Origin of the sequence: Candidatus Pelagibacter sp. HIMB1636, from assembly GCF_052047675.1 — a bacterium.
In the GTDB taxonomy this organism is placed as follows: domain Bacteria; phylum Pseudomonadota; class Alphaproteobacteria; order Pelagibacterales; family Pelagibacteraceae; genus Pelagibacter.
On sequence record NZ_JBNAJP010000001.1, the window covers coordinates 490996 to 512170 of the forward strand.

At 29.0% G+C, this 21175-nt stretch carries 24 protein-coding genes; 6 read left to right on the forward strand and 18 right to left on the reverse strand.

Annotation, left to right across the window (positions count from 1 at the left end; translation table 11 throughout):
• Positions 1-5: 5 nt before the first annotated feature.
• On the reverse strand, positions 6-458 hold the full coding sequence (ssb, locus tag ACTTA6_RS02600; RefSeq protein WP_262589214.1) for a single-stranded DNA-binding protein: 453 nt from the start codon (positions 456-458) through the stop codon (positions 6-8).
• An 89-nt stretch (positions 459-547) separates the two neighbouring features.
• Here ssb and uvrA point away from each other — a divergent pair, with 89 nt between their 5' ends.
• Both uvrA and ACTTA6_RS02610 read left to right on the forward strand, forming a co-directional pair.
• Complete coding sequence (gene uvrA / locus ACTTA6_RS02605) at positions 548-3400, forward strand: excinuclease ABC subunit UvrA (RefSeq protein ID WP_440614382.1); 2853 nt, start codon at positions 548-550, stop codon at positions 3398-3400.
• Between the two features lie 50 nt (positions 3401-3450).
• The gene (locus ACTTA6_RS02610; protein WP_440614383.1) at positions 3451-4053 is read left to right on the forward strand and encodes a urate hydroxylase PuuD; all 603 of its coding nucleotides are present in this window, start codon (positions 3451-3453) and stop codon (positions 4051-4053) included.
• Here the strand turns inward: ACTTA6_RS02610 and secF are convergent.
• From secF to ACTTA6_RS02675, 13 genes are read right to left on the reverse strand one after another with little or no spacing between them, the layout of a single operon-like run.
• Positions 4050-4946, reverse strand: coding sequence for a protein translocase subunit SecF (secF, locus tag ACTTA6_RS02615; protein WP_440614384.1), 897 nt, complete (start codon positions 4944-4946; stop codon positions 4050-4052). The genes ACTTA6_RS02610 and secF overlap by 4 nt on opposite strands.
• A complete protein-coding gene (gene secD, locus ACTTA6_RS02620; RefSeq protein ID WP_440680379.1) occupies positions 4946-6499 on the reverse strand; it encodes a protein translocase subunit SecD in 1554 nt (517 codons plus the stop codon). The genes secF and secD overlap by 1 nt, the downstream gene beginning before the upstream one ends.
• A gap of 13 nt (positions 6500-6512) precedes the next feature.
• Positions 6513-6803 carry a preprotein translocase subunit YajC gene (gene yajC / locus ACTTA6_RS02625; RefSeq protein ID WP_262589219.1) on the reverse strand — a complete coding sequence of 97 codons (291 nt, stop codon included), beginning with the start codon at positions 6801-6803 and terminating at the stop codon, positions 6513-6515.
• 53 nt (positions 6804-6856) lie between these two features.
• Positions 6857-8116: a serine--tRNA ligase gene (serS, locus tag ACTTA6_RS02630; RefSeq protein WP_440614386.1), complete on the reverse strand. Its 1260-nt coding sequence runs from the start codon at positions 8114-8116 to the stop codon at positions 6857-6859.
• Complete coding sequence (gene tatC, locus ACTTA6_RS02635; RefSeq protein ID WP_440614387.1) at positions 8109-8879, reverse strand: twin-arginine translocase subunit TatC; 771 nt, start codon at positions 8877-8879, stop codon at positions 8109-8111. The genes serS and tatC overlap by 8 nt, the downstream gene beginning before the upstream one ends.
• Positions 8872-9090, reverse strand: a complete 219-nt coding sequence (gene tatB, locus ACTTA6_RS02640) for a Sec-independent protein translocase protein TatB (protein ID WP_262589222.1) — start codon at positions 9088-9090, stop codon at positions 8872-8874. The genes tatC and tatB overlap by 8 nt, the downstream gene beginning before the upstream one ends.
• A gap of 5 nt (positions 9091-9095) precedes the next feature.
• On the reverse strand, positions 9096-9296 hold the full coding sequence (tatA, locus tag ACTTA6_RS02645) for a twin-arginine translocase TatA/TatE family subunit (RefSeq protein ID WP_262589223.1): 201 nt from the start codon (positions 9294-9296) through the stop codon (positions 9096-9098).
• Between the two features lie 46 nt (positions 9297-9342).
• Positions 9343-10044, reverse strand: a complete 702-nt coding sequence (scpB, locus tag ACTTA6_RS02650; RefSeq protein WP_440614388.1) for an SMC-Scp complex subunit ScpB — start codon at positions 10042-10044, stop codon at positions 9343-9345.
• Complete coding sequence (locus ACTTA6_RS02655) at positions 10037-10780, reverse strand: segregation and condensation protein A (RefSeq protein ID WP_440614389.1); 744 nt, start codon at positions 10778-10780, stop codon at positions 10037-10039. Before ACTTA6_RS02655 ends, scpB begins: the two co-directional genes overlap by 8 nt.
• Positions 10781-10789: 9 nt before the next feature.
• Positions 10790-11740, reverse strand: a complete 951-nt coding sequence (locus tag ACTTA6_RS02660; protein ID WP_440614390.1) for a glycoside hydrolase family 3 N-terminal domain-containing protein — start codon at positions 11738-11740, stop codon at positions 10790-10792.
• On the reverse strand, positions 11730-11993 hold the full coding sequence (locus tag ACTTA6_RS02665; protein WP_262589227.1) for a hypothetical protein: 264 nt from the start codon (positions 11991-11993) through the stop codon (positions 11730-11732). Before ACTTA6_RS02665 ends, ACTTA6_RS02660 begins: the two co-directional genes overlap by 11 nt.
• A complete protein-coding gene (gene argS, locus ACTTA6_RS02670) occupies positions 11993-13726 on the reverse strand; it encodes an arginine--tRNA ligase (protein WP_440614391.1) in 1734 nt (577 codons plus the stop codon). The genes ACTTA6_RS02665 and argS overlap by 1 nt, the downstream gene beginning before the upstream one ends.
• Positions 13723-14841: a deoxyguanosinetriphosphate triphosphohydrolase gene (locus tag ACTTA6_RS02675; RefSeq protein ID WP_440614392.1), complete on the reverse strand. Its 1119-nt coding sequence runs from the start codon at positions 14839-14841 to the stop codon at positions 13723-13725. Before ACTTA6_RS02675 ends, argS begins: the two co-directional genes overlap by 4 nt.
• A 50-nt stretch (positions 14842-14891) precedes the next feature.
• Between ACTTA6_RS02675 and ACTTA6_RS02680 the strand changes: the two genes are divergently transcribed.
• Positions 14892-15209 carry a HesB/IscA family protein gene (locus tag ACTTA6_RS02680; protein ID WP_440614393.1) on the forward strand — a complete coding sequence of 106 codons (318 nt, stop codon included), beginning with the start codon at positions 14892-14894 and terminating at the stop codon, positions 15207-15209.
• Complete coding sequence (gene xth, locus ACTTA6_RS02685) at positions 15209-15985, forward strand: exodeoxyribonuclease III (RefSeq protein ID WP_440614394.1); 777 nt, start codon at positions 15209-15211, stop codon at positions 15983-15985. The genes ACTTA6_RS02680 and xth overlap by 1 nt, the downstream gene beginning before the upstream one ends.
• Here the strand turns inward: xth and ACTTA6_RS02690 are convergent.
• Genes ACTTA6_RS02690 through ACTTA6_RS02705 form a run of 4 tightly spaced genes read right to left on the reverse strand, consistent with a single transcriptional unit; the run spans position 15977 to position 18950 of the window.
• Positions 15977-16975, reverse strand: coding sequence for an Ldh family oxidoreductase (locus ACTTA6_RS02690; RefSeq protein ID WP_440680380.1), 999 nt, complete (start codon positions 16973-16975; stop codon positions 15977-15979). The genes xth and ACTTA6_RS02690 overlap by 9 nt on opposite strands.
• Complete coding sequence (locus tag ACTTA6_RS02695; protein WP_440614396.1) at positions 16975-17373, reverse strand: Fur family transcriptional regulator; 399 nt, start codon at positions 17371-17373, stop codon at positions 16975-16977. Before ACTTA6_RS02695 ends, ACTTA6_RS02690 begins: the two co-directional genes overlap by 1 nt.
• Before the next feature lie 25 nt (positions 17374-17398).
• The gene (locus ACTTA6_RS02700; RefSeq protein WP_440614397.1) at positions 17399-18202 is read right to left on the reverse strand and encodes a metal ABC transporter permease; all 804 of its coding nucleotides are present in this window, start codon (positions 18200-18202) and stop codon (positions 17399-17401) included.
• Between the two features lies 1 nt (position 18203).
• Positions 18204-18950 carry an ATP-binding cassette domain-containing protein gene (locus ACTTA6_RS02705; RefSeq protein WP_440614398.1) on the reverse strand — a complete coding sequence of 249 codons (747 nt, stop codon included), beginning with the start codon at positions 18948-18950 and terminating at the stop codon, positions 18204-18206.
• Positions 18951-19020: 70 nt separating this feature from the next.
• On the opposite strand from ACTTA6_RS02705, the gene ACTTA6_RS02710 reads away from it, so the two are divergent.
• Both ACTTA6_RS02710 and ACTTA6_RS02715 read left to right on the forward strand, forming a co-directional pair.
• The gene (locus tag ACTTA6_RS02710; protein ID WP_440614399.1) at positions 19021-20121 is read left to right on the forward strand and encodes a zinc ABC transporter substrate-binding protein; all 1101 of its coding nucleotides are present in this window, start codon (positions 19021-19023) and stop codon (positions 20119-20121) included.
• Positions 20122-20253: 132 nt separating this feature from the next.
• Entirely contained in the window at positions 20254-21135 is an 882-nt protein-coding gene (locus ACTTA6_RS02715) for a phytanoyl-CoA dioxygenase family protein (RefSeq protein WP_440614400.1), read from the forward strand.
• The last annotated feature ends 40 nt before the right edge of the window (positions 21136-21175 follow it).

Below are 21175 nucleotides of genomic sequence, written 5' to 3' on the forward strand. Positions count from 1 at the left end.
AGAAATTAAAATGGTATTTCGTCATCCATATCATTTGACACTTGAGAAGAATCCTCAATATTGTTTTGTTGAGTTGTGTCATTCTGAATTCCACCACCTGTATTTCCTCCACCTAACATTGTAAGTGAAGAATTGTAACCTTGTATAACAATTTCTGTTGAATACTTATCCTGGCCAGATTGTTCATCTTTCCATTTACGTGTTGTCAGTTGTCCCTCTACATAAACTTGTGCGCCCTTTTTTAAATATTGTTGAACAACATTTACCAATCCTTCATTGAATACAACTATACGGTGCCATTCAGTTTTTTCTTTTCTTTCACCAGTATTTTTATCTTTCCATGTTTGACTGGTTGCAAGACTTAGTCTAGCTACACTCTTTCCGTTTACCATTTGTTTAATTTCAGGGTCTGCGCCCAAACGACCAATTAATAATACTTTATTTAAACTTCCAGCCATAATATTTTAATATTTGTTAAATTAATTAATAAGATTTATATCACAATTCTTCTGAATATTAATTTTATTGACTCAAAGCAACTAAAAATATGATGAAAAAGATAGTTATTAAGGGCGCTAAAGAACACAATTTGAAGAATGTGACTGTAGAAATTCCAAAAGATAAATTTGTAGTGATAACAGGTTTGTCTGGGTCAGGAAAATCTTCATTAGCTTTTGATACCATTTATGCAGAAGGTCAAAGAAGATATGTCGAGAGCTTATCTGCTTATGCTCGTCAATTTTTAGATAAAATGAAAAAGCCTAATGTTGATTTAATTGAAGGCTTAAGTCCAGCCATAGCAATCGAACAAAAAAACACTTCAAAAAATCCCAGATCAACTGTTGCAACTGTTACAGAAATTTATGATTATATGAGGGTTCTTTATGCAAGAGCAGGCATACCCTATTCTCCTTTTACAGGTAAGCCAATAACCTCTCAAACAATTACTCAAATTGTTGATTTAATTAAAAAATTACCAAAAAAATCTACAATTTATATTTATGCTCCAGTAGTTAGGGGTCGTAAGGGTGAATATAAAAAAGATATTTTAAGCTATAAGAGACGTGGATTTAGAAAAATAAAAATTGATAATGTATTATACGATATAGAAAAATCTCCTAACCTAGATAAAAAATTAAAACACGACATTTCAATTCTAGTTGATAGAATTGTACTTAATTCAAAACTTGGAAACAGATTAGCTGAAAGCGTAGAAACAGCTGTAAATTTAGCTAATGGATTAGTTTTTGTTGAATACGAAGATGAAACTCTTCCTCAAAAATTTAGAAAAATTGAAAAATTAATTTACTCCACAAAGTTTGCTTGTCCAGAAAGTGGTTTTACTATCGAAGAAATAGAACCAAGATTGTTTTCATTTAATAGTCCCTATGGTGCTTGTGAAGAATGTGAAGGTATAGGAATGAAATTAAATGTAGATCCAAATTTAGTAGTTCCAGATGAGCGAAAAAGTTTAGCAGATGGGGCAATTGAACCATGGGCCAAATCGACAACTTTATATTATGCCCAAACATTAGCTTCTCTTGCAAAGCATTATGAATTTTCTCTTGATGAAAAATGGAAAAAACTTCCAAAAAAAATAAAAGATATAATTTTATATGGTTCAGATGAGGACGAAATTAAATTTAATTATGATGATGGATATGAAAAATATTCATATAAAAAAACTTTTGAAGGTGTGATTAATAATCTTGAAAGACGTTTCTTAGAATCTGATAGTGAATGGAAAAGAGAAGCAATAGCCGAATATCAATCTGATACTGCATGTGAAGCTTGTAATGGTGATAGACTTAAAGAAGAGGCATTATGTGTTAAGATTAATGATTTAAATATTAGTGAGGTCACTAAAAAATCAATTCATGATGCCGCCGAATGGTTTAAAAGCTTAGAAAACAATTTGGACAAAAGGCAATTTAAAATTGCAGAGCATGTCCTAAAAGAAATAAATGAAAGATTAAATTTCTTACTTAACGTTGGTTTAGATTATTTAACACTATCAAGAGAATCTGGAACTTTATCAGGTGGAGAAGCTCAAAGAATTAGATTGGCATCACAAATTGGATCTGGTTTGACTGGAGTATTGTATGTTTTAGATGAACCATCAATTGGTTTACATCAAAAAGATAACGTTAAATTAATTAATGCATTAAAAAGATTAAGAGATCTTGGAAATACAGTAATTGTTGTTGAACATGATACTGAAACAATGGAAAATGCAGATTATATTATTGATCTTGGGCCTGAAGCTGGAACGAATGGTGGTCAAATAACAGCTCAAGGAACTTATGAAGAACTTAAAAAGGATAAGAAGAGTATAACTGGACAATATCTTGCAAATAAACAAAAAATTGAAATTCCTAAAACTAGACGATTGGCAAAGAATGGTAGATTTGTAGAAATAAATGGTGCTAGTGGAAATAATTTAAATAATGTTAATCTTAAAATTCCTACAGGTACATTTACTTGTGTAACAGGAGTTTCAGGTAGTGGTAAATCTACATTAGTATTACAAACATTATTTCATGCATTAAATTTAACACTTAATAATAAAGCTAGAAAAACCCCCAAAGCATTTAAAGGTTACAAAGGTGTGGAATTAATTGATAAAATTATTGATATCGACCAATCCCCTATTGGTAGAACTCCAAGATCTAACCCAGCTACATATACTGGAGCTTTTGGTCCTATAAGAGATTGGTTTACTAGTTTACCCGAGTCTAAAACTAGAGGTTATAAGCCAGGAAGATTTTCATTTAATGTTAAGGGTGGTAGATGTGAGGCTTGCGAAGGAGATGGTGTTATTACTTATGAAATGCATTTTTTACCAGATGTTTATATTCAGTGTGATGAGTGTAAAGGAACGAGATACAACAGAGAAACTTTAGAGATTAAGTTTAAAGGAAAAAGTATAGCCGATGTTTTAGATATGTCTGTTGATGAAGGTTGTGAATATTTTGAAAACATTTCAAATATTAAATCTAAATTATTAACCTTAAAAAAAGTTGGACTTGGTTACATTAAAATTGGACAACAGGCCACAACTCTATCAGGTGGTGAAGCACAAAGGATTAAACTAGCTAAAGAATTATCAAAAAGATCAACTGGTAGAACTATGTACATATTAGACGAACCAACTACTGGACTACATCAGCACGATATTAAAAAATTACTAGAAATTCTTCATACCTTCGTGAAATTAGGAAACACCGTAGTTGTAATAGAGCATAACTTAGATGTTATAAAAACAGCTGATTATATAGTTGATATGGGTCCTGAGGGCGGTGTTAAAGGTGGTAAAATTGTTGCAGAAGGCAAACCTGAAGAAGTTTGCAAAGTGAAAGAAAGCTACACAGGCCAGTTTTTAAAACCTCTTTTGTACTAAATATAAAAACTTATAAAAAATCTAAATTTAGTGTATATTAATTTAGAATCATGAGCAGTTTATTATCATCACTATCTAAAACAATTCATGCATCGCTTGCATTAGCAATCATATTGTTTTTAGGTCTTTCCTATTTAAATGATGGTATTGTATTCGATACTCTTTTTTGGAGCTGGTTATTTAGATACATTCATGTTGTTGTTGCAATAATGTGGATAGGATTATTGTGGTATTTTAATTTTGTTCAAATTCCAAACATGGGAAAAATACCTGATGAACAAAAACCTGCTATTGGGAAAGTAATTGCTCCTGCTGCATTATTTTATTTTAGATGGGCGGCTGCGTTTACTGTTCTTTCAGGATTAATTTTAGCTCTGTTAAATGGATATTTACATGATGCTATGACTTTTAGCATTGGATCTGGTGTTCCAAAACATACAGCAATAGGAATTGGTATGTGGTTAGGAATTGTAATGGCTTTTAATGTTTGGTTTGTGATTTGGCCAAACCAAAAAAGAGCTTTAGGAATAGTTGAAGCTGATCCAGAAACAAAAGCTAAGTCTGCTAAAACTGCAATGTTATTTTCAAGAACAAATACACTTTTATCTCTACCAATGTTACTTTCAATGGTAGCTGCTCAAAACTTATATTAAACTGTTTTGTTATCGTCTTCTCTTAAGACTGTTTTTTGTGACACTCTTAATCTTACTAAAACTGTATTAGCTATATAAATCGAAGAATAAGTTCCAAACACAACACCAAGTATCATTGCTAAAGAAAAACCTTTTAAAATTTCGCCACCAAAAAAGAATATCGCCAATAAAGCTAACAAAGTTGTAGCTGAGGTTATTATTGTTCTAGATAAAGTTTCATTAATTGAAATATTTGTTAATTCAAAAATTTTAATGTCTGAATATTTTCTTAAATTTTCTCTAACACGATCAAAGATTACAACTGTATCGTTCATAGAATAACCAACAATAGTTAGAACAGCTGCAATAATTGATAAATTAATCTCAAGACTAAACAATGAAAAAATTCCCAATGTAACAATTACATCATGAAATAATGCCAAAATTGCACCCAAACTAAATTGCCACTCGAAACGTATCCAAATATAAATAAGCATTACAGCTAAAGATAAAGAAATTGCTATAACGCCAGCTTTAAGCAACTCAGCACTAACTTTAGGACCCACATTTTCAACTCTTCTAAAATCATAGTTATTTCCAAAAGAACTGTCTAAATCTTTTTTAATTTCTTCTATAATATTTTTTTTATTATCTTTATTTTCAAATTTAATTAGAAAATCAGTTTCATTTCCAAATTTTTTAACAGAAACATCTCCTAAATCCATTTGATTAAATTTATCTCTCAAAGAACTAACGCTAATTTTGCTATCTGATGACCTTAGTTCAATCAATGTTCCGCCTTTAAAGTCTATACCGTAATTTAAACCTTTAAAAATTAGTAATAAAAGTGATGCTGTAATTAAGAATATAGATAGTATGTTAAAGTGATTATAGTATTTATTAAATGCTATCATTAGATTAGTTTTTCCTTATTTTTATTTCTTGTCACATAAAGACTAGTGAACAATCTTGCTATAAAATAAACTGAAAATAGTGTTGTAAAAATTCCAACACCTAGAGTAACAGCAAATCCCTTTACTGGACCAGATCCCATAAAAAATAAAATTATAGCTGCTAATAAAGTAGTAATATTTGCATCAATAATTGCTGTTCTTGATTTTGTGTAACCTCCATCAAAAGCTAAAATATTATTACTTTCATCTTTAAGTTCTTCTTTAATTCTTTCAAAAATTAATACATTTGCATCAACTGCCATTCCAACAGTTAAAATTATACCAGCTATACCAGGAAGAGTTAATGTTGCTTCAAATAAAGTTAAAATACCAAGTAATAAAAATAAATTTATTATTAATGTTACGTTAGTGATTAGTCCAAAAACTTTGTATTTAACAAACATAAAAATAATAACTAATAAAAAACCTATAGCTAAAGCAATCATTCCTGCATTAATCGAATCTTGTCCAAGATCAGGACCCACAGTTCGTTCCTCTATGATTTCTAATGGAGCAGGTAAAGCTCCAGATCTTAATAATAAAGCTAAATCAGTAGCACTTTGAAAAGTAAAACCCCCACTGATCTGTCCAGAACCACTTGCAATTGTATCTCTAACAACTGGTGCACTAATTACTTCTCCGTCTAAAACTATGGCTAATTGTTTTCCAATACCAGTAGATGTCGCTTTACCAAATCGTTTAGCGCCCACTCTATCAAGAGTAAAATTCACAACTGTTTGATTATTTTGAGTATCCATTTTTGGTTGTGCATCTAATAGATTTTCACCACTGATAATTATTCTTTTGCTTACAGTTGCCTCTTCTAAGCCATCTTCAAATTTTAACTTCTCAACACCAAATCTGTCACTTTCGTCATTAGTTACAAATCTAAATGTAAGATTTGCAGTTTTTCCTAATAGTGATTTAATTCTTTGAGGATCATCTAGCCCAGGAAGTTCAACAAGAATTCTATCATTACCTCTTTTTAAAATATTTGGTTCATTAGTACCGACTTCATCTACCCTTCTTCTTACTATTTCTATAGCTTGATCTTGCGATGAAGTTTTAAGATTGATTATGCCTTGTCTTGAAAAACTTACTTTTAAATTGATTCCATTATCTTCGATATCAAGTTGGTGTGATTTAAATCTTGGGTAATAAGGATTTAGATCACTGTTTTCATCTTGAAACACATCTAGCACTGCTTGTTTATCTAAATCAGCAACATTGAAAAAAATATTTTGATTATCAATTTTAATATTATTAACTTTGATGTTTTTCTCTTTGAAATAATTTCTAATAGTGGTTGTTAAATTTTGTAACTTTTGTTCAATTACAGGCTCATTATCAATTTCAAGTAGAAGATAAGAACCACCTTGTAAATCTAAACCAAGATTTATTTTCTTATTAAAAAAACTATCATCGAACTTAAATAAATTTGATAAAGCAATTAAAATAAATAATAAAGAAAATAAAGTTACAAATAAGATTCTTAGTTTAGAAAAATAAAGCACTTATCTTAATTGATTATTTTTTTACTTCTGGAGTATTGTTTAAGAGACTTTGAATACCTGTAGCTTTAACAATTTCTACTTTAACATTTTCAGCTATTTCAACTTCTACTTTGTCGTTATCAATTAATCTTTCTACTCTTCCTGTTATACCGCCTGATGTGACTACTTTATCACCTCTCTTTAAACCTTCGACCATTGCTTTATGCTCTTTAACTTTTTTTTGCTGTGGTCTGATTAAGAAAAAATAAAAAATAACAAAAATTAAAATAAGCGGTATAAATTGACCTATTCCTGAACCTTCCATAAATCTCCTTTAAATTATGGCATTCTTATACCATCTAACTAATTAAAACAACTTTAATTGTTAGAAATCAATTCCATATTGTTCATATAAGGTCTTAGAACTTTAGGAATTATAATAGAACCATCTTTTTGCTGATAGTTTTCCATAATTGCAATCAGAGTTCTTCCAACAGCTAAACCGCTTCCATTTAACGTACCTGCAAAAACATTTTCCTTATTATTATTTTTATATCTTGCCTTCATACGCTGTGCTTGAAACGTCGAACAAGATGAACATGAAGATATTTCTCTATATTTATTTTCTGATGGTAACCATACCTCAATATCATAGGTCTTCTCTGCGCTAAAACCCATATCACCTGAACATAAAATTACTTTTCGATAAGGTAATTCTAATTTATCTAGTATGTCAGTGGCACAATTTGTCATTCTCTCTAATTCTTCTAAACATTTTTCATTCTCAACAATGCTTACCATTTCAACTTTGTAAAATTGATGCTGCCTAATCATGCCCCTTGTATCCTTTCCATAACTTCCAGCTTCTTTTCTAAAACAAGGAGTTGAAGCAACAAATCTCATTGGTAAATTATTAAGATCAATCATTTTATCTTTAACAATATTGGTTAAAATCACCTCTGCTGTTGGTATCAAAAATTTTCTATCTGAACCTTCGTCAAATTTAATTTCAAACTGATCATTTTCAAATTTTGGCAACTGTCCAGTCCCGTACATAGTGCTTTCTGATGCCATTAATGGAGGTGATATTTCCTGATAACCATTTTGATGAATATGCGTATCAAGCATAAAATTTGATATTGCCCTTTCTAAAAGAGCCAATTTATCTTTTACAAATACAAATCTTGAACCAGTAGTTTTTGTAGCTAAATCAAAATCAAGCATTTTTAGTTTTTCACCTAATTCGTAATGTGTTTTAGGTTTAAATTTTAAATTGGGTATCTCTCCTGATTTTAATATTTCTTTGTTATCATTTTCGTCTCTACCATTTGGAACATCTTCATGTGGTATATTAGGTATGCTAGACAGTATAGTATCTAAATCAAACTTAATTTGTTTTTGATCTTCTACAATTTTCTCGAGTTCCTTGCTAATTTCTTTAGATTTCTTAAACAAACTTTCATCTTTTGATTTAGAAATATCTTTTTTTTCTTTTTCTAAACTTTCTTTTTTTTGAATTAAATTTCTATTTTGTTCATCTAATTTTTGAATTTTTTCAAAATTTACTTCTAAATTTCTTTTTTCAAGAGATTTTTGAAATTTGGAAAAATCTTTTCGTATTTCTCTAATGTTATGCATCTTCTTTTTGTAAATTTTTATTTTCTATAAATTTTACTGAAAATATTGATAATTCATACAGAATTAATAAAGGTATTGCTAAACCTATTTGAGTAATTGGATCTGGTGGTGTTAACAATGCAGCTGCTGCAAATATTATAACAACTACATATTTTCTTCTCTCTTTTAAAAATTGACTATCAACTATTCCGATTCTAGCTAATAAACTTAAAACGACTGGTAGCTGAAAACTGATACCAAAAGCAAAAATTAATTTCATAACTAGTGATAAATATTCATTAACTTTAGCCTCTAATTGGATTGGTAAATTTGTAGAAAGACCTGTGCTTTCAAATGAAAGAAAAAATTTAATTGCAAGAGGCATTATCAAATAATAAACCAGCATGCCTCCTAAAAAAAATAATATTGGTGTTAATATAAGGTAAGGCAGAATTGCTATTTTTTCATGTTTGTACAATCCAGGTGCAATAAATTTCCAAATTTGCATCAATATAAATGGACATGTAACAAAAAAAGCAGTGAAGAATGATACTTTAAGATATGTTAAAAAGGTCTCTTGTAAAGCTGTAAATATCAATCTTCTATCAGAGCCGTCTTCTTTTACAGCTCTTGCAAATGGATCAACAAGAAAACCATAGATATGTTCTGCAAATAAGTAACAAATTACAAAAAAGATAAATAAAAAGATAAAGCTATTTATTAACCTTTTTCTTAATTCTGTTAGGTGACTTACAAATCCACCTTCCTGATCTTCATTACTCATCTTTTTTAATTTCTTTTTTTATTTCGTTATCAATTTTTTCTTCATCTATCTCTAGATTTGAAACTTCATTTTGAATATTATTAACGTACCTTTTTGCTGATCCAATCCAGGAGCCTGCTTTCTTTAACATCACTGGAAAATCCTTTGGTCCAAGAACTATTATTGCAATAGCAACAACAATTAAAATTTCAAACCAACCGATAGTAGGCATTTAAATTAATTTTTGTTATCCGAGTCTTTGTTATCGTCAGATATATTTTTTGGCTCTGTATCGTCAGTTACGTCTGACGCCATTCCTTTTTTGAAACTTTTAATACCTTTAGCTACATCACCCATTAAGCTTGAAATTTTTCCTCTTCCAAACAATAAAACAACCAATATAACTACAATAGCTATTTGCCAAATTCCTATACTCATAAAAAACTTATAACCTTTTTAAGGTTATTTTGAAAGTTACTTTTTACTATTCTTTCTCTTCAGGATCTAGAGTGCTATTAAGCATTTCATCTATATTAGAATAAATATCTTCTTTTTTCTCTTCTTGCTTTTCTTTGTAAAATTTTCCAGTCCCAAAAATAGCATTATCAACACTAGAACTATCAATTAAACCAGCAGCTCCTAATTCATCAATTGTTGGAAGATCAGATAATTTTTGTATGTTAAAATGACTTAAAAAATCATCAGTAGTTATATACTGAATTGGTCTACCTGGAACATCTTTTCGACCACCTGGTTTTACCCAATTTAATTCCATTAATATCTCTAAAGTGTTTGTACCAAAAGCAACTCCCCTTATTTCTTCAATTTCAGCTCTCGTAACAGGTTGATGATAAACAATTATAGCCAATGTCTCTACTGCAGCTCTTGATAGTTTCTTTTCAACAGTTTTTTCTTGCGACATCAAACTTGATAAATTTGGTGACGTTCTAAAAGACCACTTATCTTTTATACAAATTAAATTAATTCCCCTGTTGGAATATTCTTGTTTTAATTTTTCTAAAGACTCTGGAACGTTACCTTTTTTAGAAACTTTACTTTCTATAGTGTCTACATCTAAAGGCTCAGCTGCCGCAAAAATAATTGCTTCTATCTCTTTGTCTAAATCTGATAATTTTGATGGAAACTTTAAAACATTATCTTTTGAAGATTTTGCTTTTTTAATCATTTATTTCCTTTACATATATTTCATCAAACAATTTATCTTGTTTGATTGATAAATTTCCTTCTTTAACTAATTCTAGTGATCCAGCAAAAATTCCAGCCTTACCAGTTTTCTTGTATTTTGAACCACTTTTAAAATTACTTGGTATTAATTCATCAAGTTTTTTCCATTCAAATAGTTTGCCAAAAAATTCTCTAATTATTTTAATCCCATCTTCTGTTGTGAACACAGGTAGTTTTGGAATATTCATTTTTTGAAAATCTTTAGTCATTATTATTGTTGAGTAAGCTTTCATTAGTTCAAATAAGCTTAAATTATATTCAGTGCTATAAATTGATCTAATACTTCCTTTCATGCCTCTAGTTCTTATCTCTCTACCTAATCTTTTTCTCTTAAGCATTTGTTCAGATAATAATCTAATTAATTCTAATTTTTTTAGCTGTAATTTTAATTTTTCTGCAACTTCTTGAACTTTAAATTCTTCTTCAGGGGTACCAGGTAAAAGTAATTTTGATTTTAAATAAGCTAACCAAGTAGCCATTAAAAGATATTCAGAAGCAATTTCTAAATTTAAGTTTTTTTCATTAGTAATATATTCATGAAATTGATCTGCTAACTTAGTTATAGATATTTCTTCTAAATCAACTTTTTGAGCTTTTGCTAAATCTAAAAGTACATCTAACGGTCCATTATAATTATTTATATCTACATTAAATAATTTAGAATCATTAGTGGACATGGAAAGATATTAACTTAAAATTTTATAAAATTGAGATGTTTTTTTAAGAATAAAACTATTCACTTGAGGAGAATTTTCTGCAACTATCTTCATTTCTTTCATATTTCCATTGCAATGAAGTGCTATATTACAACCTGCACTGAATAAATTAATAGTATTAAGTTTTAAATCATCACTTAAACTCTTCATTGATAAGTCATCTGAAATTAAAATATTCTTAAATCCTATATTTTTCCTAATAATATTAATTATTTTTTTAGAGTGAGTGGCGGTGTTATTTTTATCAATTCTTGAATAAACAACATGCCCTGTCATTGCAAATAAACATTTTTTCTTTTTGAATGTCCAAAAATCGTTTTTGAGAAGATATCCATATGTTTTATTAATAATCGGTGTTGAATAATGACTGTCGACTTTTGCTAAACCATGACCAGGTATATGCTTCATTACAGTTCCTATTGAGTTATTTTGAAATAATTCAATACAAATATCACCTAATTTAGAGACAATTTTTTTATTTTTTGAATAAGATCGATCATCAATTACTTTGCTTGCTTCATTAACTCTAAGGTCTAAAACTGGAACAGTATTGATATTCACACCAATTAAATTCAATAAATAAGAGGTCTTATCTACAAATAACTTATAAACGATTTCAAATTTTTTTTTATCTTTATTAAACAAATCTCCAAAATATTCAGATGTCATATTATCAAAGGAAATTAAATTTCTTAATCTGTTTACTCTTCCTCCTTCTTGATCAATCATGATTGGATATTTTTTATCCTTAAAAATTTTTCTAATGCTAGAGGTTAATTTTTTAACTTGATCAAAAGATGTAATATTTCTAGTAAATAGGATAATTCCCCAGGGTTTATATTTTTTTAGAAATAAAATTTCATTTTTAGATAATTTTGTTGATTTTAAACCAACTATAAAAGATTTTCTTTTACTTATCATTGTCTAATAATTTCCAAAAATTAAACTTTTTCTTTTTCTTTTTGTTTGTTTGCTTAACATACTCAATCACGTTTTGAGTATCATTCTCTAAAACTGGTAAATTTTTTGAATATAATTTTATTTTCTCATCAATATTTTGATGAGATCTGTATGATTTTTTTTTGTGTTCATCTGAAAAATAATATTTTCCTGTAAAAAAAATAAATAAAAGTATTACTAAAACAAATATTAAGTACTTTATTTCTTTAAGCATTACATTTGATTTGGTGTATCAACACCAACAATATCCATTCCTGTTTTTATTACATTAGAAATAGCCTTCAAAAAGATCAATTTATCTGGTGAGACTGTTTTTTGATCATTAATGAACCTTTTTTCTGGAAATTGTTTTCCTAAATTCCAATACGAGTGAAATTCAGATGCAAGATTGTATAAGTAAACAGGTATTCTATGTGGTTCTAATTTTGTACTAGCTGCATCAATACATTTTGGCCATTCAGATAATTTTTTTAAAATTTTAATTTCATCATTAGAATATTCAAAATTAAAATCATTTAATTCAATTTTTGAATTTAAGTCTTTATCTATATGTCTAAATACAGATGAAATTCTAGCGTAACAATATTGAACATAATATAATGGATTGTCCTTAGATTTTTCTTTGACTGCATCGAAATCAAAATCTAATTCAACATCACTACTTCTGTTAAGCATAATAAATCTTGTTGCATCTCTTCCAACTTCTTCAATCAAGTCATCTACGGTAATATAATCTCCTTTTCTTTTAGACATTTTGAAAGGCTTGTTATCTTTAATTAACTTTACCAACTGACTAATTTTACAAATTAACGTATCTTTTTTTCCAGACAGTGCTTCAACCGAGGAGGTAATCCGTTTTATATAACCTGCATGATCTGCTCCAAGAATATTAATTAAGTAATCAAAATTTCGATCAACTTTATTTTTATGATAAGCAACGTCACTTGCAAAATAAGTCCATGTGCCATCAGATTTTTGAAGTGCACGATCTTTATCGTCACCAAATTCTGTTGATTTAAATAATAATTGCTCTCTTTCAACCCAATCTTTGTTATCTTCACCAGCTGGGGCTTTGATTTTTCCTTTATAAATAAAGTTATTTTTTTCTAAAAAATCTATTACACTTTCAACTTCATTGTTTAATACGATATTTTTTTCACTAACAAAATTATCATGTTTAATACCCAAGCTATTAAGATTGTTTTTGATAAGCAGAAGCGCCTGCTCTATTGATAAGACTGTTAATTTATCTCTAATTTCATCAAAATTATCAAATTTAAGATCTGAATTATTTGAAATTATATTTTTTGCAAAATCAATTAGATAATCACCAGGATACAAATCAGGATTATCTTCAGGAAATGTTTCTTTAAAATGAACTTCTCTAATTCTAAAATATACGGATTTAGTAAAATTTATAATTTGGTTACCATAATCATTAACATAATATTCTTTTGTAACTTTGTGTTTATTAAAAATTAAAACATTAGAGATAACATCACCTAGAATAGCACCTCTGCAGTGTCCTACATGTAAAGGACCTGTTGGGTTTGCTGAAACAAACTCTACTAAATAATTATTTTTTTTCTCCTTGTCATTTATTCCAAAACTATCTGCATTATCTGTGATATTTTTAATAAAATTTGACCAATAAGATGGTTTAAATTTAATATTAATAAATCCTGGTCTGGCTACAGATATTGTTTCAATTTCACTGTCATTATTTTTAATGTCGGGAGCAAGTTTTTCTGCGAGCTGTAATGGTGAGGTTTTATTGATTTTTGATAAAACCATCGCAACATTTGTTGAAATATCACAATCAAATTTTGGTGGAGGTATTTCTGCATTAATTCCATTAAAATTCTCTGGAATTTCTAGTTTATTATTTTTATTCAAATCAACGATAACAGATTTAATTTTATCTAAATATAATTCAAAAATATTCATTTATTATCGTTATAAAGGTTAATAGCATATCTATCAGTCATTCCAGATATAAAATCTGAAATAGCTCTATATTTGTCTTTAGTCAATTGATCTTTGGACAAAAATTTTCTTGGATTTGATTTAATTATTTTAAACAATTTCTTAATTATTAATTTACCTTTATGATTTTTTTTCAATACTGACTTGTTGTCGTACATTTTGTCTCTTAAGAAAGATTTAATTTCTTTTTCTGCATTCTTAATTTGGTTAGAAAAACAAACGATTAACTCATTAGATTTAGCTACATCTCTTGAGGATTTTACCTTAAGTTTTTGAATATTTTTTTGGGTATTGCTCAATAAATCTTTAACCATGAGATCAATTGAGTCTCTTATAATTTGATAAATTGCAATTTTATAATTTTTATTAGTAATTTTATTTTTATATTTTTTATGAATATTTTTAAAAAAATCTATTTCGATCAATTCCTCCATTTTAAAAAGATTAGCTTTTATTCCGTCTTGAATATCATGATTGTTATATGCAATATCATCTGAAATTGCTGAAATTTGAGCTTCAAGAGAGGGAAATGAATTATATTTAATTTTACCTTTAAAGGTTTTCAGCCCTATTAGCTTGTTAACTAAACCAATATCCTCAACTGGTCCGTTATGTTTAAGAAGACCTTCTAACGTTTCTATAGTTAAGTTTAATCCCTTAAATTTAAAATACTTATTTTCTAAAAACATAACTATTCTTAAAGTTTGAAGGTTGTGATCAAAACCACCATAATTCTCCATGCATTCATGTAAGGCATCTTCTCCAGCATGACCGAACGGCGTGTGGCCTAAATCATGTGCTAAACTTAAAGTTTCGGCTAAATCCTCATTTAATTTTAAATATTTAGCTATTGATCTTGCAATTTGAGCAACTTCTATTGAGTGAGTAATCCTTGTTCTAAAATGATCTCCCTCAGTATTAACAAATACTTGGGTTTTATGTTTTAACCTTCTAAATGATGCACTATGAATAATACGATCTCTATCTCTTTGAAAAGGAGATCGATATTTTGAGTTAGCTTCCTTAATTAGTCTGCCTTTACTTTTGTATAACCCTAACAAAGCGTCTTTTTTCATCCTTTAATTAAAATAATTAAGTATTATATTAGTAATATCAGTGTTGAGACATGATTAAAGAAATTAAATTTACAGATAATGCGTTAAAACAAATAGAAACTTTGTTAGCAAAAAAAGACAAAGGTTCATTTTTTAGAATCGCTATTAAAGGTGGTGGTTGTTCAGGATTTCAATACGAATTCACTTTTGATAAATCAAAACAAGACGACGATTTAAATTATCAAAATATTTTAATTGATAAAACTTCAGCAGATTTACTTAAAGGCTCTGAAGTTGATTATGTTTCTGAGTTAATAGGTGAACAATTTAAAATATCTAATCCACAAACAAAATCCTCTTGTGGTTGTGGTGTTTCTTTCTCACTTTAATGCTGATTTCATCCTGGAATGTCAATTCTGTAAGAGCACGAATTGAAAATATTAAAAGTTATTTATTAAAATATAAACCAGATATTTTAATGATGCAGGAAATCAAAACAGAGGATATCAATTTTCCTTACGATGATTTTTCTTCAATGGATTATGAAAGCCACGTATTTGGTCAAAAAAGTTATAATGGTGTAGCAATTATTTCTAAAAATAAATTAAAAAATATTAAAACTGATTTAATTAAAGATAAATTAAAACAATCAAGAATAATTTCTGCTGAATTTGAATATAAGAAAAAAACTATTCAATTAATTAATATATACACTCCAAATGGAAATCCTGTTGATACTGAAAAATATGACTACAAAAAAAATTGGCTTGATCAATTAATCAAACAACTAAAAACTTTATCTAAAAAAAATCCAAATTTAATTTTAGCTGGTGATTTTAATATAATTCCATCAGCAGAAGATGTTTATAATGTAAAAAGTTTTGAGGATGACGCTTTATACAGGTTGGAAATCAGAAAAAAATTTAGAGAGATGATAAATCTAGGTTTTAACGATGTTTATAGATATTTTAATGAAGAAAAAGAAGGATATACGTTTTGGGATTATATGAGAGGTGCCTGGCAAAAAAATAATGGCATGAGAATTGATCATTTTTTAGTTTCAAATTCATTAATTGATCAAATTAAGGATATAAACATCAACAAAGATCCTCGTGGGAGAGAAAAACCCTCTGACCACACCCCTATTGAAATTACTTTAGCTTAAAGATTTAATTTTATTAACTAACTCTTCGTTTATATTTCTTGGACCAGTGTCCAATCTATTTTTATGACGTCTTTCACCTGGTAATCTTACTTCACCCATTGATTTCATATTCTCAAAAAATTCTTCTGCATGTTTCTGCCAATCAGTACCTGAAGTTTTATCTGGATTTATTGCTAATATAAATTCACCACCGCTTGGAGGTCCACCATCGTTATTATCTTTAGCAGCTGTTTCGTAACTAAAATTATCACCAACTAAAGCGCCCGCTAATAATTCAACCATCATTGCAATTGCAGAACCTTTGTAACCACCGAACGGTAATAATACTCCGCCATCAGCAATTTCACCTGGATCAGTTGTTTCTTTTCCATCTTCAGTCAAACCAGTTCCAAGTGGAACTTTGTGCCCTTCTCTTTTAGCAACCTGAACTTCTCCCATAGCCATCGATGCAGTTGCCATATCATAAACAACAGGTGTATTACCAGGTCTTGGCCAAGCAAATGAAATTGGGTTCGTTCCAAATAATGGTTTTATTGCTCCTGCTGGTGCAACAGCAGGTTTGTAAGATGTACATGCAAAAGCAACTAAACCATCTTCTGCTAACTTTTCTGTTTCAGGCCACATAGCAGCCATATGATGTGAATTGTTTATTGCTAATAGTGCAACACCATTTTCTTTTGCAGCTTTAGCTAATTCTGGCAAACCTTTATTTAAAACAACAGGTGCTAAACAATTATTTCCCTCAACTTTAATTACAGAAGGTGATATTTTTTTAACTTCAGGTTTACCTTTTCCATTAATTTTTCCACTTTTAAGACCAGTTACGTATGCAGGCAATCTAAATAAACCATGTGATAATGAACCATCTCTTTCTGCATTTTTTATTAAATCTGATAAAGTTGATGCTGTTTCATCATCGCACCCATTAGCCAAAAGAGTTTTTTTGGCAAGTTCAAATATTTCATCTAAGGTTAAAGGTACTGTGCTCATTACTTCGATTTACACTTTTTACATAAACCAAAAAATTCTAAATTATACTTATTGTATCTCATTCCTGAGTCATCCTCAAAATTTGATAAATATTTTGAAAGTTTTGAATTATTTATCTCTGAAACTTTTTCACAGCTTTCGCAAATAGAAAAAGCTGTTGCTTTAGAAATTTGGCAACTAGAATTTTGACATGCAATAAAAGCATTTCTACTTTCGATCTTATGGATTTTTCCAATTTCAACTAATTTATCTAAAGCTCTATAAACTTGCAGTGGTGCTTTAATCCCTTTTTTTTGAACATTAAAAAGAATTGAATAAGCCTTCATAGGTTCACCAGATTTATCAATAAGATCAAAAATTATTTTTTGGTTTTTAGAAAGATTATGTTCTTTTTGCATTTATAAAATTCTTATCAATTAGTCATTAGTTTTTCAATTGAATGGATTGCTTTATTTTAAATAAAGACAAAATGAATAAAAATAATGATGCAGCAATTATTGATGGTCCTGAGGCTGTATTAAACTCAAGTGAGGAAAATAATCCCAGTATTACAGATAATAAACCACCTATAATTGAGAAAAATATCATTTTCTGAGGACTGTCTGAGATGTTTCTGGCCATAGCTGCTGGAATGATTAGCATTCCGGTTATTAATAATAATCCTACCATTTTTATTGAAATTGCGATGATTGCTGCCATTAAAATTGTGAATACGGCTTTAGCGCGCTCAGGATTTAATCCTTCAGCCTCCGCTAATTCGTAATTAACAGTAGACGCAAATAAAGGTTTCCATATCAATTTTAAAATCAACAATATGATAGCGCCACCTATCCAAATTATTAGTATGTCATTTTTAGTTACAGCCAATATGTCACCAAACAACAGACCCATTATATCAAATCTAATGAATGTTAAAAAACCTATCACAACCAAGCCTACTGCTAAAGAAGAATGGGCTAACAAACCTAGCAAAGCATCACCAGGTAGATTAGTTTTTTTTTGAAGTTGAATAAGAATTAAAGCAACTACAGATGAAATTACAAAAACAGATAAGGCTATATTTAACTCTAAAGAATAAGCCATGGTCACTCCTAATAAAGCTGAGTGAGAGAGTGTATCACCAAAATAAGATAATCTTCTCCAAATTACAAAACAACCCAAGGGGCCAGTAACTAAAGCCACACCTATTCCCGCAACTAAAGCTCTAATAAAAAAATCATCAAACATATTAATTTTTCTTTATTTGCCCTTCCTCTGAATGAACATGATCATGTTTATGTTCATATACAGAAAGAATTTGAGATGCTTTTTCGCCAAATAAGGTTTTATATTCGGTGTTTTTTGCCACATCCATTGGTGTACCAGAACAGCAAACATGGCCGTTTAAACAAACAACATGATCAGTAGCTGTCATGACAGTGTGTAAATCATGTGAAATTAACAAAATTCCACAATTGAGAGTGTCTGAAATTTTTTTAATCAATTCATAAAGAGCAATTTCACCTGTGTAATCTACACCTTGAACAGGTTCATCAAGAACTAATAATTCTGGTTTTTTTGAAATAGCCCTTGCTAATAAAACTCTTTGAAACTCACCCCCAGATAAATTTCCTAAATTTTTATTTTTTAATTGAATGACACCAGTTAGATTTAAAGCTTCATCTATCGCTTCCTCGTCAATATTTTCTGTCAACAGCATAAAATCATAAACACGAAGAGGTAATGTCCAATCTATAGATATTTTTTGAGGAACATATCCAATCTTGTTAGTATATTTCTCAACATTCCCTTCTATATTTTTATAAATTCCTAAAGCAATTTTTGCAGTTGTACTTTTTCCTGACCCGTTAGGACCAATTAAAGTTACAATTTTTCCTTTTTCAACTTTTAACGAAACACCTTCTACCAACCACTTTCCATTTTGTCGAAAGCCTGCATTATTTAGTTGAACCAAAGTTTTATTCTCAGAATTCATTTATTCCTTGACTTGTAAATGTTATATTATTACATAATGTTATAATATAACAACTTTTAAATAATTACTTATGGTAAATCTAAAAAAATTACCAATAATCTTTTCATTAATATCGTTTTTAACAATATTTTCATCAGCAAATGCTGAAATTAAAGTAGTTGCTTCTATTAAACCAATACATTCATTAGCAAGTTATTTAATGGATGGTGTAGGTAAACCAGATCTAATAGTGGATGGTTATAGCTCACCTCATGGATTTGCAATGAAGCCCTCTCATGCAAAAATGCTTCAAAATGCTGATCTTGTGTTTTGGGTAGGAGAAGATTTAGAAAATTTTTTAGAAAAACCGTTAAGTTCTATCGCAAAAAAAGCTGAAAAAATTGAACTAATAGAAATCAAAGGATTACAAGTATTAAAATTTAGAGAAAGAAATATTTTTGACGAACATGATCATGACGACCATGGACATGATGACGATCACGGTAAAAAAGAAGATGATCACGACCACGATCACGACGATCACGGTAAAAAAGAAGATGATCACGACCACGATCACGACGATCATGGTAAAAAGGAAGACGATCACGACCACGATCACGACGATCATGGTAAAAAAGAAGATGATCACGACGACCATGGACATGATGATCATAATGGACATGCACATGGTGAATTTGATCCACACATTTGGTTGGACCCAATTAATGCAAAAGCTATCTTAAATGAAATGGCAGAACATTTAATTGAAAATGATTCAAAAAATGAAGCTAAATACAAAAGTAATTTAGCTAAGGCTTTGCAAGAAATTGATAAACTTACAATTGATGTAATGACTGATTTAAGTAACAGCGTATCTTCAATTGTATTTCATGATGCTTATCAATATTTCGAGGAAAGATTTAACGTTAAAATATTAGGAGCATTTACTGTTAATACTGATGTAATGCCTGGTGCAGAAAAACTTGCTGAAATAAGAGAAATTATTGAGCATGATAAAGTAGCTTGTGTGTTCTCAGAGCCTCAGTTTAATCCTGCTATTATCAATGCTGTAGCAAAAGATATGAAGATTAAAACTGGTGTTCTGGATCCTCTAGGTGCAACATTAGATCCAGGTAAAGATCTATATTTCAATTTAATTAGAAATATGTCTGCATCTTTCAAAGGTTGTTAATTAAAAATTAGGTTTAATCCGGGAATTTTTTTAAATTCTCGGATTAACATATAACATTCACTGATATTTTTATAATACAATAAGCATTGTAATTTTTTCTAAGAGGATTTATTTTCTTTATAATTTAATTTTATGAACGATTTAAATTTATTTAAAAAAAATGGTTTTCTTGTTAAAGACAATTTAATTTCTCAAACAAAGATAAACAAAATAAATAAAATTGTTAATGAAGTTATTTCAAAAGAGAAAAATAAAAAATATCATAATGGTGTAAATGGAACTCAATCCTATAATAATTACCATTTTGTTTACAATTCAGGCTCATCCAAAAATAAAGAAATTTTAAGACTAAATAATCCTCAGAACAGGCATAAAGTTTTCTATGAATTATCTAGAGATAAAAAGATTATATCAATAGCTAAAAAATTGTTAGGTGGAACAGTTAGATTTCATCTTGGTAAATTAAATTTTAAGCTTCCAAATAAGAAAAAAGGAAGTGAAATTGGATGGCACCAAGATTGGGCTTTTTACCCTCATACAAACGATGATTTAATCACAGTTGGTATATATTTAGATGATTGCTATGAGAAAAATGGACCTCTTAAAATAATAAAAAATTCACACAAAAAGAAATTATACAGCCACCACAGCAAAGAAAATTATTTTGTTGGAAAAATAGATACTAAAAAAAATAAAATAGGAACTAAAGATAGTGTTTCTATAACAGGAACTGCTGGAACAGTTGTTTTTTTTCATTGTAGATCAGTTCATGGGTCTGGACACAACCAAATGAATAACTCAAGACCCTTAATTTTATTTGGTTATAGAGCTTGTGATGCTTGGCCATTAATCAATGATGGAAACCCTCATCCTGAAGTCAATTTAGAAAATTATGATAAAAATATTATTGTAGGAAATAAATCAATAAAACCAAGATTAGCTAAAGTTCCAACAATAATCCCACTACCTAAGAAGAAACATTATGTTTCTATCTACGAACTTCAAAAAAATTAAATTAAATTCTTTTTAATAAATCTTTAACATAACATTCATA

Bases quoted from the DNA above. Each gene is read 5' to 3' on its own strand.
- ssb (WP_262589214.1), bottom strand. From the start codon at position 458: ATGGCTGGAAGTTTAAATAAAGTATTATTAATTGGTCGTTTGGGCGCA.
- uvrA (WP_440614382.1), top strand. From the start codon at position 548: ATGATGAAAAAGATAGTTATTAAGGGCGCTAAAGAACACAATTTGAAG.
- ACTTA6_RS02610 (WP_440614383.1), top strand. From the start codon at position 3,451: ATGAGCAGTTTATTATCATCACTATCTAAAACAATTCATGCATCGCTT.
- secF (WP_440614384.1), bottom strand. From the start codon at position 4,946: ATGATAGCATTTAATAAATACTATAATCACTTTAACATACTATCTATA.
- yajC (WP_262589219.1), bottom strand. From the start codon at position 6,803: ATGGAAGGTTCAGGAATAGGTCAATTTATACCGCTTATTTTAATTTTT.
- serS (WP_440614386.1), bottom strand. From the start codon at position 8,116: ATGCATAACATTAGAGAAATACGAAAAGATTTTTCCAAATTTCAAAAA.
- tatC (WP_440614387.1), bottom strand. From the start codon at position 8,879: ATGAGTAATGAAGATCAGGAAGGTGGATTTGTAAGTCACCTAACAGAA.
- tatB (WP_262589222.1), bottom strand. From the start codon at position 9,090: ATGCCTACTATCGGTTGGTTTGAAATTTTAATTGTTGTTGCTATTGCA.
- tatA (WP_262589223.1), bottom strand. From the start codon at position 9,296: ATGAGTATAGGAATTTGGCAAATAGCTATTGTAGTTATATTGGTTGTT.
- scpB (WP_440614388.1), bottom strand. From the start codon at position 10,044: ATGATTAAAAAAGCAAAATCTTCAAAAGATAATGTTTTAAAGTTTCCA.
- ACTTA6_RS02655 (WP_440614389.1), bottom strand. From the start codon at position 10,780: ATGTCCACTAATGATTCTAAATTATTTAATGTAGATATAAATAATTAT.
- ACTTA6_RS02660 (WP_440614390.1), bottom strand. From the start codon at position 11,740: ATGATAAGTAAAAGAAAATCTTTTATAGTTGGTTTAAAATCAACAAAA.
- ACTTA6_RS02665 (WP_262589227.1), bottom strand. From the start codon at position 11,993: ATGCTTAAAGAAATAAAGTACTTAATATTTGTTTTAGTAATACTTTTA.
- argS (WP_440614391.1), bottom strand. From the start codon at position 13,726: ATGAATATTTTTGAATTATATTTAGATAAAATTAAATCTGTTATCGTT.
- ACTTA6_RS02675 (WP_440614392.1), bottom strand. From the start codon at position 14,841: ATGAAAAAAGACGCTTTGTTAGGGTTATACAAAAGTAAAGGCAGACTA.
- ACTTA6_RS02680 (WP_440614393.1), top strand. From the start codon at position 14,892: ATGATTAAAGAAATTAAATTTACAGATAATGCGTTAAAACAAATAGAA.
- xth (WP_440614394.1), top strand. From the start codon at position 15,209: ATGCTGATTTCATCCTGGAATGTCAATTCTGTAAGAGCACGAATTGAA.
- ACTTA6_RS02690 (WP_440680380.1), bottom strand. From the start codon at position 16,975: ATGAGCACAGTACCTTTAACCTTAGATGAAATATTTGAACTTGCCAAA.
- ACTTA6_RS02695 (WP_440614396.1), bottom strand. From the start codon at position 17,373: ATGCAAAAAGAACATAATCTTTCTAAAAACCAAAAAATAATTTTTGAT.
- ACTTA6_RS02700 (WP_440614397.1), bottom strand. From the start codon at position 18,202: ATGTTTGATGATTTTTTTATTAGAGCTTTAGTTGCGGGAATAGGTGTG.
- ACTTA6_RS02705 (WP_440614398.1), bottom strand. From the start codon at position 18,950: ATGAATTCTGAGAATAAAACTTTGGTTCAACTAAATAATGCAGGCTTT.
- ACTTA6_RS02710 (WP_440614399.1), top strand. From the start codon at position 19,021: ATGGTAAATCTAAAAAAATTACCAATAATCTTTTCATTAATATCGTTT.
- ACTTA6_RS02715 (WP_440614400.1), top strand. From the start codon at position 20,254: ATGAACGATTTAAATTTATTTAAAAAAAATGGTTTTCTTGTTAAAGAC.